The organism is Nocardia citri (genome assembly GCF_054065835.1).
This window is the reverse complement of record NZ_JBSUQM010000008.1, coordinates 182,267-198,326: the sequence shown is the minus strand read 5'-3', so window position 1 is coordinate 198,326 and position 16,060 is coordinate 182,267. Positions and strand designations below refer to the sequence as shown.

The window sequence follows — 16,060 nt, the reverse complement described above, 5'->3', positions numbered from 1 at the left end:
GCCTGACCTGGTGACCGGTCGGGGGGTAGTAGTTCGGACCGAAACAGTACGGTGAGGTGCCATGGAACGTGTCGAGGTCAGTTTCCCCTCGGGTAGCGAGCAGTGCGCTGCCTGGCTGTATCCGCCCGCCGGCATCCCCAAACCCCGCCCCCTCGTCGTCATGGGGCACGGTCTCGGCGCGAACCGGGAGATGGGGCTGGATCGGTACGCCCGGCGCTTCGCCGCCGCCGGAATGGGTGTGCTGGTATTCGATTACCGGCATTTCGGGGCCAGTCAGGGTGCCCCGCGTCAGCTGGTGCATATCGCCCGGCAGCGCGAGGACTGGCGCTCGGCCATCGCTTACGCGCGCACGCTGCGCGGCTTCGACGCGACCCGAATCGCATTGTGGGGCACCTCTTTCGGTGGCGGCCATGTGCTGTCGATCGCGCCCGACGACGACTACATCGCAGCCGTTGTCGCCCAGGTTCCGTTCACCAGCGGCTGGGCCTCAGCCATGGCGAAAGGGCCGACCAGCCTGACCAAGGTGGCCACCATCGCGGTCACCGATCTGCTCGTCGGTCCGGTCCGGCGCAAGCCCGTTCGCGTCCGGCTGGCCGGTCGCAAGCGTTCCGCGGCGCTGATGAGCGCGCCGGACGCGCCGGAGGGTTACGGCAGGCTCGCCGACGAGAGCGCGACCTACGAATCGAAAGTCGCTGCCCGCGTGGCCTTCTCGACACTGTTCGATTCCCCCGGCCGCCGGGCCAAGGCATTGAAGATGCCGGTCTTGTACGCGGTCGCCGACAACGACACCATCGCACCGCCGAAGCCGACACTGCGGGCGGCCGAACGCACCAAGCACGCAATCGTCAAGCGTTATCCGGTAGGGCATTTCGATGTCTACTTCGACGATATCTTCGAGCAGACGGTATACGACCAGACCGAATTCTTGGTGTCGGTGCTGCGGCCCTAGAAATCCATTCGACTCGCCGATCTGCCCGTCGCGCGCAAACGCACCATGATCGTGCTCGGCCACGAATCCACCGGCATCCCACCCGAAGGGCTGGACCTGCTGGATACGGCCGTCGAGATCCCGGTGCTCGGCACCGGACACAGTCTCGACGTGGCCGTCGCCGGATCCCTCGCGCTCTACAAACTCGCGGGGCTGTGCTGAGTTCGCGCAGATACTAGCCTGAAACCACGATCACCTCCGCGGGAGGCTTCGATGTGGCGGATGAGTTTGGTTTGCGCGGTTGTCATGGTGGCGACCGGGTGCGGTGTCTCCGCGCCATCCGACACACTGCCGCTGCGTCAGGTCGGTCAGCTCAACTTGCCCGGCGCGGCGGTGCGATTCGATTACCTGAGCCTCGATGCCGGACCGGGCCTGCTGTGGGTGGCGCATATGGGCGCGGGTGCGGTTGTCGAGGTCGATCTTCGTGCCCATCGGGTGGTGCGCACCATCTCGGATCTGCCGGATGTGCACGGGGTGCTGGCGGTCCCGCAGCGTCGGCGGGCCTATGCGACCGCGACCGGACGCAACGAACTCGCGGCCATCGATTCGGAGACCGGCGCGATTGTGTGGACCACACCGACCGGCGACTATCCGGACGGACTCGCCTACGATCCGCGACGCGGTGCGGTGTGGACCACCAATCAACGCGCCGGGACCGAGACGGTTGTCGACGCGGATACCGGAACCGTCCGTGGCACAGTGCCATTGGGCGGGGAGGTCGGCAATGTGGTCTATGACGCCGATGCCGATCGCATGGTCGTCGCGGTGCAGGGCAAGGACGAGCTCGCGGTCATCGATCCGCAAACACTGGCGGTGACCGATCGGATCCCGGTGCCCGGCTGCGCCGGACCACACGGCCAGGCATTGGATGCGGCCGATCGGCTGATGTTCGTGGGGTGCGAAGACAATGCCCGGCTGGTCACGGTTGATCTCACCCATCGGCGCGTGGCCGACGCGAACAGCGTCGGCAAGACTCCCGACGTGCTGGTCTACGACGGCTCGGTTCGGCGGCTGTATGTGGCCGCCGAAAGTGGTTGGGTGAATCTGTTCGAGCAGCGTGGTGGGCACACCACCGCGCTGGGATCACGCCATCTCGCTGACGGCGCGCATACGGTTGCCGTCGATCCGGATACCCATCACAGTTACTTCCCACTTCCGAAGGGGCGCGGCGGTGGACCGGTGCTGCTGGAGTTCGAGCCCTCGACCTAGGTCGCGGTAGATTGCGATGGAGTTCACCTCGGAAGTGGGGAGCATGCGATGACGGATCCATCGGCACTGGAGATGCGCCGGCAGCGGCTGTTTCATCGGCTGCGGGAGCTGCGCGGGGAGTTGGCCGAGCTCGATGCCGATTACGGTTCGTTGCAGGCCTCGGGGATATTGGTCGACACCGAGGGGATCGGGGCCCTCACGACTGCGGCCTACTGCATCGCCGGTGCGCGAGAAGTCTTCGCGGAGACCACGATCGAACTCGACGCTGCCGCCGATGCGCTCGATCGCGCCGGTGTCTACACCACCCGGCTACGCCCGGTCGTCCTCGAGTAGTCCGCGCTGGGCAAAACCTGTCGGTGCCTGCGGCTACAGTCGCCTGTCATGAATCTCGCGACCGCTACCGTCGCCGATATCGTCGACGGGATCACGCCGCTCGATGCGCTCGAGCGGCAGCATATCGAGGACACCAGGGCCTGGCTGGCCTCGACCGATGATGTGTTCCGGCGCGCCGAACCCGACACTCCCCCACGGCATCTGGTCTCGTATGCGGTGCTCGTCGACCCGCGAGCGCACAGCGTGCTGCTCGGCCGACATCTGCTCGCCGGACTGTGGCTGCCGACCGGCGGACATATCGCGCCGGGGGAACATCCGCTGGCCGCTGCCGGACGCGAGGCGGCGGAGGAATTGGGTATCGATCCCGAATTCACCGTCATCGGGACCGAACCGCTGTTGCTCACCGTCACCACGACGGTCGGCACGCACAGCGGTCATCAGGATGTCAGCCTCTGGTATGTCATCCGCGGCGACCGCACCCGCGAATATGCCTTGGACCCCGGTGAATTCGGCGCGGCACGCTGGTGGGATATCGACACGTTCGATCGCACCGACGCCGATCCGCATTTCGCGCGCTTCCTCGCGAAACTCGAACCGCTACTCCCCGAAAGGGTTCCGGAACTTTGAGCAGCTACCGATCGGTCGCTTCCGGCCCACGTACACTCGATTTCGGTGACGATATCGCAGGAATCTGGGGTCACGCGATCACCCGCACCGACCGTGCGAGCGGGCAAAAACTGTTGATAGTACGCGATTTCGTGTTGGTCGCGCACGTCGATAGACCCTCGCCGGGAAGTTCCCCTGGCGAGGTGGAACGCCTCGCCGGGACAGACCCACACTCCCCGGGGCGGGCAGGGTCGATGAAGCGGGAGCAGTCCCAGCGAAACGATCGCTGAGACTCACGCAACGGGTCCCGAAACGTGGCCAGCAATACGAATCAACGACTCAGGAGGATTTCGATGCGCGACGATGTGCGGTCGAGCTCGCGGACCGACGCCCGCGTAGGCAGCAGCCGAGGCCCGTGGCATAGGCCACGACGATCACTCGGCCCCACCAAGGAGCTATCCGGAACCGGTGCCGCGTTGGGCGATTCCAGCGATCGGCTGCTGCGCCGTCTCCTCGATACCGGGCTGCGGCTGCACAAACTCCGCATGGTTTTCGATCGGCCGGATCCGAGCCCCACCGAATTGCGGACGGCCAGCGATGCGATTGCCGTGATGCTCGACGATCTGGATGGGCTGATCCGCGAAACCGGACTCGCCATGCTGGCTCTCACCCATGAACGGGATGCGGAGACGACCGAATCGCTGCACAACCAAGCGATGCACGATCGACGACTGACGAATCGTCGGGGCCGACTGCGTTGAGCCCGAGGGTGCGGCAGTGGGCCCGGACGAGTGGACGGTCGCCCAGGCCCGGCGAACTTCGTCGCCGTCTACAGTCGTTAGCCTTGGACGAATTGGTAGGCGTAGAAGACCAGGCCCTCACCGAGCTTTCGTGTGTTGACCAGGTGCAGCGGCTTCTTGTCGCTGGTCTCGTCGAACAGGCGTAGGCCGGATCCCACGACGACCGGGAAAACTACCAGCCGCAGTTCGTCGAGCAGGTTGTGTTCTATCAGTGTGCGCGCGAGCTGATAGCTGGCGTAGATCAGGATTTCCCCGTCCACTTTCCGCTTCAGCTTCGAAACCTCCTTCACCACCTCGCCGCCCAGGACTGTGACGTTGCCCCAACGCGGATCTTCCAGAGTCGACGACACGACGTACTTGGGCATGCTTCTCACCCTGTTCGCCCACTCGGGGCTCACACGGCCCTCCGCCACATTGCGCTCTGTCATCCGGTCCGCGAACCACTCATTGGTACGCCCGCCCAGCAGCAGCACCTCGGCATCGAGGGCTTCCTGCGTCTCGCGGGCGGTCCAGTCTTGGAGGTCCCCGGCCCCGACGAACTGGTGGAACCAGCCGCCCCGCTCGAAGCCCTCCGCGCCGTCCGGGTCTTGGACCACTCCATCGAGTGTCAGATTCGAGGTGAGGATGATCTTTCCCATTTCCATGCTCCTTTGACAATGTTGTCGGCTGTCACGGGTATGGACGCCGCAGCGTCTGAAAAGGGGGCGCTGCGCGACCGCCCCGTTCGCGCCTTGTCCGGCGTCCATACAGGATGGAACCGCATACAGGGAATGAGGTGGCGGGAGTGGAGCTGGCGAGAACGGACCTGCTGTCCAGGGCGCGGGCCGGCGACGGCGAGGCGTTCCGAGCGCTGACCGAGCCACACCGTCGCGAACTACAGGTGCACTGCTACCGGATGCTCGGATCGTTTCAGGATGCCGAGGACGCTCTCCAGGACACGATGCTCGCCGCTTGGCGGGGTCTCGAACGATTCGACGGGCGCGCCTCGGTTCGCACCTGGCTCTACCGCATCGCCACCAACCGGTGCCTCGACGCGCTGCGCTCTGCTCGCCGACGCCCTGCCAAGCAGTGGGACATCCCGGGAATGGAACCACCGGAACCCACCGGACTCGGCGAAATCCACTGGCTCGAGCCCTATCCCGACGCCCTTCTGGACGGTGCGATCAGTGTGCCGCTCGGTCCGGAGGCGCGCTACGAGCAAACCGAATCCATTTCCCTGGCCTTTGTGACCGCCCTGCAGATCCTGCCGCCTCGCCAGCTCGCCGTCCTCATCCTGCGTGACGTCCTCGGATTCCACGCGAACGAAGTCGCCGACATGCTGGACACGACCGTCGAATCGGTCAAAAGCGCCCTCAAACGCGCGCGTGCGGGAATGCAGCGCCCACTGCCGGTGGCTGCTGCCCGAGAGCAGCCGCCTGCCGGCGACTCACCCGCCGAGCACGCGATCGTGGCGAAGTTCGTCAGCGCCTACGAATCTGCCGACATCGACGCGTTGGTGGCACTGTTGACCGACGACGTCTTCATGTCGATGCCACCGATACCGCTGGAATACCAGGGCCGAGACAACGTGGGCCGCTTCTGCGCCTTCATCTTCGGCTCGATACAGAGATTCGAACTGATGCCGACGCGAGCCAACGGCCAGCCGGCATTCGGCGTATACCGACATACCCCCACTGGCATCCACGGAGCCGGCCTCGTCGTCCTCGCTCTCGCCGGCGACCGAATCGGCGCCATGACCATCTTCGAAAACACTGTCCTGCCCACGTTCGGCCTGCCGCAAACCCTCCCGCCGCCCAGTTTTACCGGCGCGGGGAATCTGTCTGGGTGACGAGTCATCCGGCTGCACGCGCCGCCGTCACAAACCGACAGGAGCTCGTATGACCCCGCCCAGATGTCGCCCATTCCGGTCAGATATTTCACGGACAAACTCGACCTCGAAACGTTTCACGAGCTGGTTGCTTCCGGAGGACCGCAAGCCAGTTACGTGAATCCGATCAGCGACTTCGCGCTGCCGCCCGGCGAATACGCCTCCTTCGCGCGGTTCGCCCAGCGATTGGGTCCACTTGCCCGGACCCTGCAGATTCCGGGCTCCCACTACGTGATGTTCAGCCGACACGCAGAACTGGCCGATACCCTCGTCTCGGCAGGCCGCGACCGAGCCCGACGCCCGCACCGAATCCGTCACCGACCGCTACGCCGCACTGGTCGGCCGACTCGAAACGAGGACGATGCGGTGACAGCAGAGTTGATCGCCAGGTGCCGGGCCGGTGACGCCGAGGCGTTCCGCGAGCTCGTGGCACCCTTCCGCCGGGAACTGATGGTGCATTGCTACCGGTTCCTCGGTTCGATGCACGACGCCGAGGACGCCCTGCAGGAGACCTTGCTGGACGCCTGGAAGGGACTCGGCGCGTTCGAGGCGCGGTCCTCGGTCCGGACTTGGCTCTACCGCGTCGCGACGAACCGCTGCCTCAAAATGTTGAGGACGGCCGACAGGAGGCCTCGAATCGCGATTCCCGGTGAAGGCTCAGCCAGGTTCGATCTGCCCGAGCCGTCCGCCCACGGCGAGGTGGTGTGGCTCGAGCCGTATCCCGACGTCCTGCTCGAGGGCCTCGGCGACCCAGCTCCCGGCCCCGAAGCACGCTACGAGTCCAAACAGGCGATATCCCTAGCCTTCGTGACCGCCGTCCAGTATCTGCCGCCACGTCAGCGCGCCGTGCTGATCCTGCGCGACGTGCTGGGCTACCGCGCCGCCGATGTCGCCGAATTCCTCGACACCACAGAGGAATCGGTCACCAGCGCCCTCAAACGCGCCCGCGCGGGCATGCAGCAGCGGGCACCCCGACTCGGCGCACAGCAACCACCCCCGCCGCCCGACTCACCAGCCGAGCGGCGGCTCGTCGACCGGCTCACCCAGGCCTTCGAATCCTGCGACGTCGACGGTGTCGTCGCTTTACTCGCCGACGACGTCCGACTGACGATGCCGCCGCTGCCGGTCGAATACCTTGGGCGCGAGGCGGTCACCCGCTTCCAGTCCGCCGTTTTCGCCCAAGCCCGCAACTATCGTCTGGTCGCGACGCGAGCCAACGGCCAACCCGCCTTCGGCGTTTATCTCCTGGACTCCCGCACGTCCCTCTGGCACGCGACGGGTCTGATGGTCCTTACCCTCGCCGCCGACCGCATCACCGCCTTGACCCGGTTCGACAACAGCATCCTGGCCCGATTCGGCCTTCCCCGCACACTCGCTGGATAAGCACCCGAATGCGCATGATGGCCCGGCGCAGTAGCACCGCCCAGTTCTGCCCAACGGTGGGATCTGAACAGATGACGCGCACTCCACAGTGCACCGAACCGTCCAGACGAGATCGAAGGAGCCGACAATGGCCAAGTTGGTGTTCACCTACCGGATGCCCCCAGAATTCGCGCCCGGCAAGCCCGAAACTCTCTCGGCGTGGTTTGCCTGGTTCGGCGGCCTGGGAGACCATGTCATCGATCAGGGTCTGCCGACACATGGAACTACCGCCGTAGGCGAGTGCGGGACAGGCAGCTCGCCCAGCGGCTATTCGGTCGTGGAAGCCGAGAATCTCGATGCGGCGGTCCCGATCGCCGAGAGCTGCCCGGCATTGGCCGAGGGCGGCGGAGTCGAGGCCGGCACAGCGGTGGAGTTCGACGCGGGCGCCGCACCGGCCGGTGGTGCGGCATGACTACCGACAGGGCTTCCGGCGCGTCGGAAGGTTCCACCACGGAGGCAGGCGCTACGCGGAAAGTGATCGAGTACGTCCTGGTTTCGGCCGACGGCGTCTACGAAGACCCGGTGGGCATGGGGGTCGGCGAGTACCAGGACGAGGCATACCTGCGCGACGGCTTGGGCTTACTGACGGCATGCGACGCGATCCTGTTCGGCCGTCACACCTATGAGGCGTTCGCCAAGCTCTACGGCAGCGGGAACCACAAGCCGATGTGGGCCGACCGGCTCAACGCAATCCCGAAGTATGTGTTCAGTTCCACGCTGGAAAAGGCCGATTGGGGCAATCCCACCATCGTTCGAGGCGACGTCGTCGTCGAGGTCACCCGGCTCAAGCAGAAGGACGGGGGGAACCTGCTGATCCTGGGCCACGGCCTGTTCGGGGAGACGCTGCTGCGGGAGCGGCTGATAGATGTGATAGACCTCACCATCTACCCCCTACTGCTGGGACGCGGTAAGCAGTACTTCCAAGAAGGTCAAGACGCCAAACTGAAGCTCACAGCCGTCAAGACCTTTTCAAAGGTCGTGAAACTGACCTACGAGACAACGAGCTGAGATCCGCGTCCGTCGCCGCGCCACCGACGACGGGCCTGTCCTCGGCTGCGATCGTGGCGGGGTCGGTCATGATCCAGCTGACCACGCGGCGGACTGTCGGTGGTTTCGGTAGTGCCCTCGCTGATCGGGTCCGCGGTCATCTCGTCCATGGCGGCGGTGACGTGGAACGAGAACCGCCCGGCCGGAGTGGTGGTGGAGTCGATGCCCTGTTGGCGGACGATCAGATCGATTCCGCGCTCATCGAGCTGGGCAGCGAACTCGGTTATATGCCAAGGTTGGCGCGCCACGTCCTCGATGCCACCGGACACGGAGACGGTGAGGACTACGGTCCCTGATCGTCTCCCGACCGTTACGCGGATCGCATCTCGTAACGGTCGGGCCACACCGATCAGGCGTCCAGCATTTCGGCGCCCAGCTCCCGGTCCAGATCCGGATCGGCCGCCGCGAGCGCCGAATCCAGCTGCACCGCGACCTCGCGAACATGCGGTTCCGTCATCATGTGCAGGTGATCACCGGGCACCGGGACCAGTGTGAAGCGCCGGGCCGCGTATTGCTCCCACCCGTTGTTCGCACTGTCGAACATGCTGCCGACGGCCTGGTGCGCGAGATCCACACCAGGTGGCAGCCCCTCTTCGGCACGCAACAGGGTGATATCGCGGTCGTAGGGTTCGAGCTGGTACTCCAGCAGCGCCGTGTAGTTGGCGTAGAACACCTCGTAGAGCCGCCGGATGGCCTGCGGTGAACTGTCGGCGGGCAGGATGCCGGACCGGATCGCCTCGGCGAGCATCGCGTCGAAAAGCTCCTCGCAGCCGTGCACGTCGGGTTCGAAATCGACGAGCGCGGCCTGATTTCCGCGGGCGTACCACAGCAATTCCAGGAAGAACCAGCGAATGAGCTGTTCCTCGGCAATGGGTTCGCGGGCCTGCTGACGCAATGCCATGGTGTCCAGCAGCGTGACGCTGGCCACCTCCCGCTCGGGCAGTTGGCGCGCCATCTCGAGCGCGACATTGCCACCGAAGGACCAACCGGCCAGGTGATACGGCCCCTCCGGATGCACTCGACGCACCGCGGCCAGATACGACTCGGCCATCGCGACGACCGACTTCTCCGGTGTACTGCCCGGATCGGCGCCGGCGGCCTGCAGGCCGTAGATCGGGCGGTCCGGATCGAGGTAGCGGGCAAGTGCCAGGTAGCACAGCACATTTCCGCCGATCGGGTGCACCAGGAACAGCGGCGACTTATGTCCACCGACGGTGATCGGCACCAGCGGATCGAAGGTGCGCCCGGTATTTCCGGACCGGATCAGCGCCGCGAGTTGGGCGGCCGTCGGCGCGCTGATGAACGAATCCAGTGGTACGTCGGTGCCGAAGCGCCGGGACAGCCCCATCACGACACGCATAGCGCCGATGGAGGTGCCACCCGCGGCGAAGAAATCGTCGTCGAGACCGATCGAACGTAGTCCGGCGTATTCGGCGAGCAGTTCGACCGCGCAGTGCTCGTATTCGTCGGCCGGTTCCCGCTGTGCGGTAACCGAGGCCGGTGCCGATTCGACCATCGAACGCAATGCGCCGTCGTCACGCTTACCGCTGGGGGTGCGGGGCAGTTCGGCGAGGAAGACGAATCGAGACGGCACCATATGCATGGGCAGCACGCCGCGCAGATCATGGCGCAGCGCGGCCAGATCGGTCTGCTCGGCGTCGCCGACCAGGAAGGCGATCAGCGCGCCGTCGATGCCGCCGAATCCCCGTGCCACCACGGCCGCTTCGGTGATGGTCGGATACTTCTCGACCAGTCCGAGGATGCACAGCTCCACCTCGGCGGGCTCTACCCGGAAGCCGCGGATCTTCACCTGAGTGTCACTGCGGCCGAGGCAGACGAGATCGCCGGAGGCCAGCCGTACACCAAGATCACCCGTGCGGTAGAGGATGCCACCGCCATGGGTAGCCACGAATCGCTGTGCGGTCAATGCCGCCCGGCCCTGGTAGCCACGGGCGAGAGAACGGCCGCCCAGATAGATCTCACCGATCACCCCCTCGGCCACCGGACGCAGCGCGCTGTCGAGCAATTCGACGGTATCGCCGTCGACCGGGCGTCCGATGGGCGGCAGCGCCGGATAGTCGTCGGGTGCGCCTGTGAGTGGGAATATGGTCGCGACGTGGGATTCCGTTGGGCCGTATTGATTTTCCAGCAATAGCCCCGGCACCGCCTTGCACAGTGCGCGGATCTCATCGGTGATGCGCAACTGCTCACCGGAGGACGAGAGCACTTTGAGGTTGACCGGGAACGTGCGCCGCGCGACCACGGCCTCCGCGAAGGCCTGCAGTGCGACATAGGGTAGGAACAGCCGCTCGATGCCCTCGGCGACAACGATATTCAGCAGTTCTTCGACATCGGCGCGCAGATCCGCCGAACTCACCCGCAGCGTAGAGCCCGCTGCCAAGGTCGTGAAGATCTCCTGGAACGACACGTCGAAACTCAGTGGCGCCAACAGCAATGTGCTGGCCAGGTTCACTCCTGATGGGCTGCGGTTCTGCCAGTCCACCAGCGTGGTCAGGCCGCGATGCGGCATGGCTACGCCCTTGGGCTCGCCGGTGGAGCCGGAGGTGAACAGCACGTAGGCGAGCGCATCGGGCGAAATGAAGTCGGGGACAGCGAATTCCATCTCGCTGTCGTCGGTCGGATCGAACAGCTCCGCCGTATCCAACACCAATCGAGCGTTGTCGACGATCTCGGCATAGTTGGCATCGGCGATCACCCGGTGCGGGCGTGCCCGGTCGATCATGAGATTCAGCCGGGCCCGGGGGTAGCTGACATCGAGCGGCACGCACGCCGCGCCGATGCGCATGAGTGCCAGCACCAGCAGCACCAATTCCGGACGACGACTCATCAGAATGCCGATCCGGTCACCGGGCCGGATGCCGAAACCAGCGAGCCGCCGGGTGAGTCGTTCGCCGCGCTCGATCAGATCGTCGTAGGTGATGCTGGATTCGTCACCGCGCACGGCGATAGCGTGCGGATTGAGCGCGGCCACGTCGGCGACCAAGGTGCCGACATCGCGCGCGGTCGCCGGACCGGCGCCGCGATCGATCGCCGCATCCGGATCCGTGACGATCGCCGCCAACATCCGCAGCTGAGTCACCGCGACGGTCTCGCATTGATCCTTGGTCAATGTGTGATCACCATTGACCCGCACCCACATTCGGCCGTCGCGCGGATCATGGGCCGCCGTTACCAGCAGCTGGAAATTGGTGTTCTCGCGAACGTCGAACTCGCGCAGGGTCACTCGGTCCGCACCGAGAATCGGTGCGAAGACGTGGTAGTTGATGAAGTTGAATGCCGTTTCGAAGGCGGGGCCGCCATCAGCCAGGATCGACCGCAGCGGATAGCGCCGGTGCGGGTAGGCGTCGCGATCCCGGCGCGCTACCTGTTCGACGGCCGCGCGCCAGGTTGTGGCGGTGTCGTCCAGCCGCATCGGCAGCGTGTTCAGGAACAGGCCCGCAATGCTTTCCGCGCCCGCTCGATCCGGTCGGCCGTGGCTGACCACACCGGTGGTGATATCGGCGCGGCCGGTCATCGTGCGCAGGGTCAGGCAGTGTGCCGCCAGGTAGACCGCCTTCTCGGGCACCTGGTGCCGGGCCGCGAATGCGGTGACCCGCTCGGCGAGCCGGCGCGGCACCACGGCGGCGGCCTGCGGTTCGTCAGCGCCCGCACCCTGGTGGACCCCCAAGGCCGTCAGCGCGGTCGGCTCGGCTCCGGCCAGTGCCGCCCGCCAGAATTCACGGGCCGAATCATCCTGCACCGCGGCGATTTCGGACTGGGCGTACTCGGCGAGGACGGTGGCCGCGTGCGACGCGTCATCGATACCGGACTCGAGCAGTCCGAGCTTGTTCAGATAGTCGACCAGCAGTTCGAGCACCGAGGTCGCGACGCTCCAACCGTCGAGGATCGCGTGGTGGAAGCTGAGCACCAGATCGACGGTCTGTAGCGCACTTTCCGACGGCCGTAGGAATACCCGGACGGCATGTAGCGGGGCTCGGGTGAGGTCGTACTCGGCACGCCTGCGGTCCTGGATGTAGTCCTCGACCTCCTGATCGGCCAGCACCGGAACTTGATCGGAGACATCGACGATATCCAGCTCGTACTCGATCGCGGTGTGCACGACCTGTAGGGGCACCGAATACTTGCTGAGGTCGAACGAGGAGCGCAGTGCGGGCTGACGGCGTACGAGCCGGTCGAATGCGGCGCGGAATTCGGCGGCATCCCACGGCATCTCGAAACGGTAGCGGAATACGTCCTTGTAGGTCACCGAATCCGCGCGCTCGATGCTGTGGAAGAGCATGCCGAGCTGCAGTGCGGTGGCCGGGAAGGCATCCTCGGCGCGGTGCAGTGCGGCGCGATCGATCAGTGGCACGGTCGCCAACCGATCGGCAATGCGAATCCGGTTGCCGTCCGGGCCATCCGAAACGATCCGGGCCAATTCGGCAATGGTCGGACGCTCGTAGAAGGCATCCACATCGAAGAACAGGCCGGCGCGTTCGGCGGCGGTGCGTACCGATAGCGCGAGTATGGAGTCGCCGCCGTGGGTAAAGAAGTTGTCGTGTACACCGATGGAGTCGATACCGAGTACGGTCCGCCAGACCTGCGCCAGCTCGGCCTCGACCGGTGTCCGCGGTTCGATCGGCACCCCGACGGAGTCCGCATGCTCGGAAACCGCCGCCGCACGCGCCAAGGCCTTGCGATCGGTTTTGCCATTGGGTGTCAACGGAATCCGGTCGACGCGCAGCAACCGAGTCGGAATCATATAGCGGGGCAGGCGAGTCGCGATCTGGTCGGCGATCTCGTCACCGGTCACGGTATCGCCGACGAAATATCCCACCAGATGCAGTCCATGCGTTTCGGACTGCTCATCGACGACAACCGCGGCGCGCACCCCCGGGCAGCCGAGGATGGCGTTGTGGACTTCGCCGAGGGTGATCCGGTTGCCCCGGATCTTGACCTGATCATCGAATCGGCCCAGGTATTCCAGGGTGCCGTCGGCCAGCCAGCGCGCCAGGTCACCGGTGCGATAGCGGCGACGGCCCGGCACGGTCAGATCGTCGACGAAGGCGGCCGCGGTCAGGTCGGGCCGGCCGCGGTAGCCGCGCGCGAGGCCGACGCCGGCGATATTGAGTTCACCGGGAACACCGATCGGCATGCGGCGACCGGACTCGTCGAGCACCAGCAGGTCGATATTGTCGATCGGACGGCCGATCGGCACCAGATCGATCGAATCGTGTTGCGTGCAATCGAAATACGAGACGTCGACGGTGGCCTCGGTGGGACCGTAGAGGTTCACCAACTGCGGCGGCCGCTGGCCGACCGCGGCGAACGCGGCGTGGAAGCGCCGGACCAGCGCGGGCGGCAGCGCCTCACCGCTGCAGAACACCCGCCGCAGACCCGCGATGCGCGCCACGACGGTGCGATCGGCCTCCAACTCGTCTACGAACGCCGCCAGCATGGACGGCACGAAGTGCATGACGGTCACCGCATTCGCCTCGATGGCCTCGACGATGCGGCGCGGATCGCGCTCAGCGCCGACCTCGAGCAGAGCGACCTTGGCTCCGGCGACGGCCCACCAGAACAACTCCCACACCGAAACGTCGAAGGTGACGGGCGTCTTCTGCAGGATCACGTCATCGGCGGACAGTGGATAGCGGCGCTGCATCCAGGTCAGCCGATTGACCACCGAACGGTGCTCGACCATCACCCCCTTGGGCACACCGGTCGAGCCCGAGGTGTAGATGAGATAGCTCAAATCGTGTGGATGCGAGACATTTTCGACGGTGCCGGACGCAGTGTCGGCCACCGTGACCCGGGTGACGCCGAGGTCCTGGTAGACCGGCGCATGCTCACTTCCCGCGACCACGAAGCGCGCTTCGCAGTCCGCGAGAACCGTTTCGATACGCGCCGCCGGGTAATCCGGATCGAGCGGCACATATGCGCATCCGGCACGCAGGATGCCGAGGATCGCGATGAGCATGTCGGTCGAACGGGGCAAAACCACCGGAATGCACTCGTTGCCGGTGGCACCGAGCTCATGCAGCCGAGCGGCGAAACCGTCCACCAGACCCGACAGTCGGGCGTAGGTCAGTTCGCTGGTGTCGGCGGACACGACCGCCACTCGGTCCGGATGATCGGCGGCCGTTGCCGCGAAGAGCCGATCAATGGTGGTGTAGGGGAACTCGATGCGCGGTCCCGCTTCGAAGGCCGCCACTTCGGCACTCGCCCGCTCCGAAAGCAGCGCAAGTGCACGCACCGGGGTGTCCGGACGGTCCAGCGACGCGGTGACAATCTCGCCGACGCTGCGCAGCGCCGATTCGATCGGGAAGCTCGCGTCGAAAATATCTTTGTCGTAGAACAATTGGACGCTGAACGAGCCGTCCCGGCCGTTTTCCGCGGTGACGATGGTCAGTGCGTTGGTCACCGAACCCGGATTGTGCACGGTCCACTTCGAAAGCAGCTCGTCGACGTAATCGGCATCCGGCAGCTTCGTGTGGGAGAAGGCGACATCGTAGAGCGGCGGCGCGGCCGGATCCGGGTTCAGCGCGCGGGCCAGCTCGCCGTACGGGAAACGCTGATGCTTCTTCAGCTTTCGAATCTGCTGAGTGACCTGCTCCGCGATCCGCGCGAGCGGCACATCACGGTCGACACGCACCGGCAGCGGCACGACATTGGCGCGATGGCCCTGTGTGCGATAGGTCTCCGCGGAGTGCCGGTTCAGCATCGGGACGCCGATCACCACCTGATCGGTGCGGTGGATCGTCGCGAGATAGGTCGCCACCGCGGCGGTCAGATACGCGAAGACGGTGACACCGGTGGCGCGGACGCGATCGAGGTACTCCCCCGAGATCATCGTGCTGTAGTGGCCACGGGCGATTCTCGGCGAGCTGGTCCGGTTCGGGAAAAGCGCGGGTTCGATGCCGTCGAGTGCGGCGAGCAGACCGTCACGGTCGGCCGTGTATTGCTCGGAGGCCCGATACGCCTCGTCGTCCTCGATGATCCGCCGGTAGGTCGCCACCGAACGATCGCTGTGCTCGTTGGCGGGCTCGGGCACGGCGAGCTGGTCGAGCGGAACGTCTTTCATCTTATAGCTGGTATCGAGCGTGGCGATGATCGTGTTCATGCCGTAGCCGTCGGCCAGTGCGTGATGGAAGGACATGAACAGGAAGAACCGATCCGGCCGGTCCACCACCGCGGCCAGCCGCGCGGGCCGATCCGGTCGCTCGGGCGCGCCGACCTCGCGCCACAACCACTCCTGGGTCGCGGCCTCCGGATTCGGTGCACCGGTCAGGTCGACGACCTCGACCGGCGGAATCTCATTCGAGATCCATTGGCGGAATTCGCCGTTATCGAAGGCGAAGCGCAATCGCAATGCGTCATCGCCCATCAGGGCCCGCTGCAAGCACGCCTGCAACCGCTCGATATCCAGCGGCTCGTCCATGCGCAGGCTATAGGTCTGTTGCGCTACCGGTTCCGGGGCCAGACGGAATGCCAGGCCGAGTACGTCACGCTGATACGCGCTGACCGGCCATGCCTCGATGGGGCTTTCGGGATTTGTGCTGGGTTCCGACGTCACAGTCACTCCTATCGCGACAGTCGCGGCACAGACCGTGCGCGAACTGTCCAGGACCCACCCTCGACGACGCCGAAACGCAAAGCTGTTACCACTTGTATCCAGTTTTCAGATAGCGCGAATAACCGGCGTCGACATCGATACCGGGATTCGCCCTCGTCAATCGGTGCTGACCATTTCCAGCGATCTGCGAACAGTCGCTACGGCCGCGCCCG

13 protein-coding genes are annotated in these 16,060 nt (G+C 65.5%); 10 read left to right on the top strand and 3 right to left on the bottom strand.

Annotated features, from left to right (window positions below):
* Nucleotides 1-61 precede the first annotated feature (61 nt).
* From ACW2Q0_RS15105 to ACW2Q0_RS15080, 6 genes are all read left to right on the top strand, one after another.
* Entirely contained in the window at nt 62-949 is an 888-nt protein-coding gene (locus ACW2Q0_RS15105; protein WP_457190428.1) for an alpha/beta hydrolase, read from the top strand.
* 6 nt (nt 950-955) lie between these two features.
* Nucleotides 956-1,150, top strand: a complete 195-nt coding sequence (locus ACW2Q0_RS15100; RefSeq protein ID WP_457190560.1) for a TrmH family RNA methyltransferase — start codon at nt 956-958, stop codon at nt 1,148-1,150.
* Nucleotides 1,151-1,210: 60 nt separating this feature from the next.
* Nucleotides 1,211-2,197: a YncE family protein gene (locus ACW2Q0_RS15095; protein WP_457190426.1), complete on the top strand. Its 987-nt coding sequence runs from the start codon at nt 1,211-1,213 to the stop codon at nt 2,195-2,197.
* Nucleotides 2,198-2,245: 48 nt separating this feature from the next.
* A complete protein-coding gene (locus tag ACW2Q0_RS15090) occupies nt 2,246-2,530 on the top strand; it encodes a hypothetical protein (protein WP_457190424.1) in 285 nt (94 codons plus the stop codon).
* Between the two features lie 48 nt (nt 2,531-2,578).
* Nucleotides 2,579-3,157, top strand: a complete 579-nt coding sequence (locus ACW2Q0_RS15085; protein ID WP_457190422.1) for an NUDIX domain-containing protein — start codon at nt 2,579-2,581, stop codon at nt 3,155-3,157.
* A gap of 332 nt (nt 3,158-3,489) precedes the next feature.
* Nucleotides 3,490-3,897, top strand: coding sequence for a hypothetical protein (locus tag ACW2Q0_RS15080; protein ID WP_457190420.1), 408 nt, complete (start codon nt 3,490-3,492; stop codon nt 3,895-3,897).
* Nucleotides 3,898-3,974: 77 nt separating this feature from the next.
* Here the strand turns inward: ACW2Q0_RS15080 and ACW2Q0_RS15075 are convergent, their stop codons facing one another.
* Complete coding sequence (locus ACW2Q0_RS15075; RefSeq protein WP_457190418.1) at nt 3,975-4,574, bottom strand: dihydrofolate reductase family protein; 600 nt, start codon at nt 4,572-4,574, stop codon at nt 3,975-3,977.
* A 146-nt stretch (nt 4,575-4,720) separates the two neighbouring features.
* Between ACW2Q0_RS15075 and ACW2Q0_RS15070 the strand changes: the two genes are divergently transcribed.
* The 4 genes from ACW2Q0_RS15070 to ACW2Q0_RS15055 all read left to right on the top strand — a co-directional run bounded on the left by ACW2Q0_RS15070 (nt 4,721) and on the right by ACW2Q0_RS15055 (nt 8,233).
* Entirely contained in the window at nt 4,721-5,764 is a 1,044-nt protein-coding gene (locus ACW2Q0_RS15070) for a sigma-70 family RNA polymerase sigma factor (protein WP_457190416.1), read from the top strand.
* Between the two features lie 156 nt (nt 5,765-5,920).
* Nucleotides 5,921-7,186, top strand: a complete 1,266-nt coding sequence (locus ACW2Q0_RS15065; RefSeq protein ID WP_457190414.1) for a sigma-70 family RNA polymerase sigma factor — start codon at nt 5,921-5,923, stop codon at nt 7,184-7,186.
* A 127-nt stretch (nt 7,187-7,313) separates the two neighbouring features.
* A complete protein-coding gene (locus ACW2Q0_RS15060; protein ID WP_457190412.1) occupies nt 7,314-7,637 on the top strand; it encodes a hypothetical protein in 324 nt (107 codons plus the stop codon).
* Nucleotides 7,638-7,699: 62 nt separating this feature from the next.
* Complete coding sequence (locus ACW2Q0_RS15055; RefSeq protein ID WP_457190410.1) at nt 7,700-8,233, top strand: dihydrofolate reductase family protein; 534 nt, start codon at nt 7,700-7,702, stop codon at nt 8,231-8,233.
* Here ACW2Q0_RS15055 and ACW2Q0_RS15050 read toward each other — a convergent pair.
* Both ACW2Q0_RS15050 and ACW2Q0_RS15045 read right to left on the bottom strand, forming a co-directional pair.
* Nucleotides 8,215-8,520, bottom strand: a complete 306-nt coding sequence (locus tag ACW2Q0_RS15050; RefSeq protein ID WP_457190408.1) for a recombinase family protein — start codon at nt 8,518-8,520, stop codon at nt 8,215-8,217. The two genes, ACW2Q0_RS15055 and ACW2Q0_RS15050, sit on opposite strands and share 19 nt — an antisense overlap.
* 101 nt (nt 8,521-8,621) lie before the next feature.
* On the bottom strand, nt 8,622-15,848 hold the full coding sequence (locus ACW2Q0_RS15045) for an amino acid adenylation domain-containing protein (protein ID WP_457190407.1): 7,227 nt from the start codon (nt 15,846-15,848) through the stop codon (nt 8,622-8,624).
* Between the last annotated feature and the right edge of the window lie 212 nt (nt 15,849-16,060).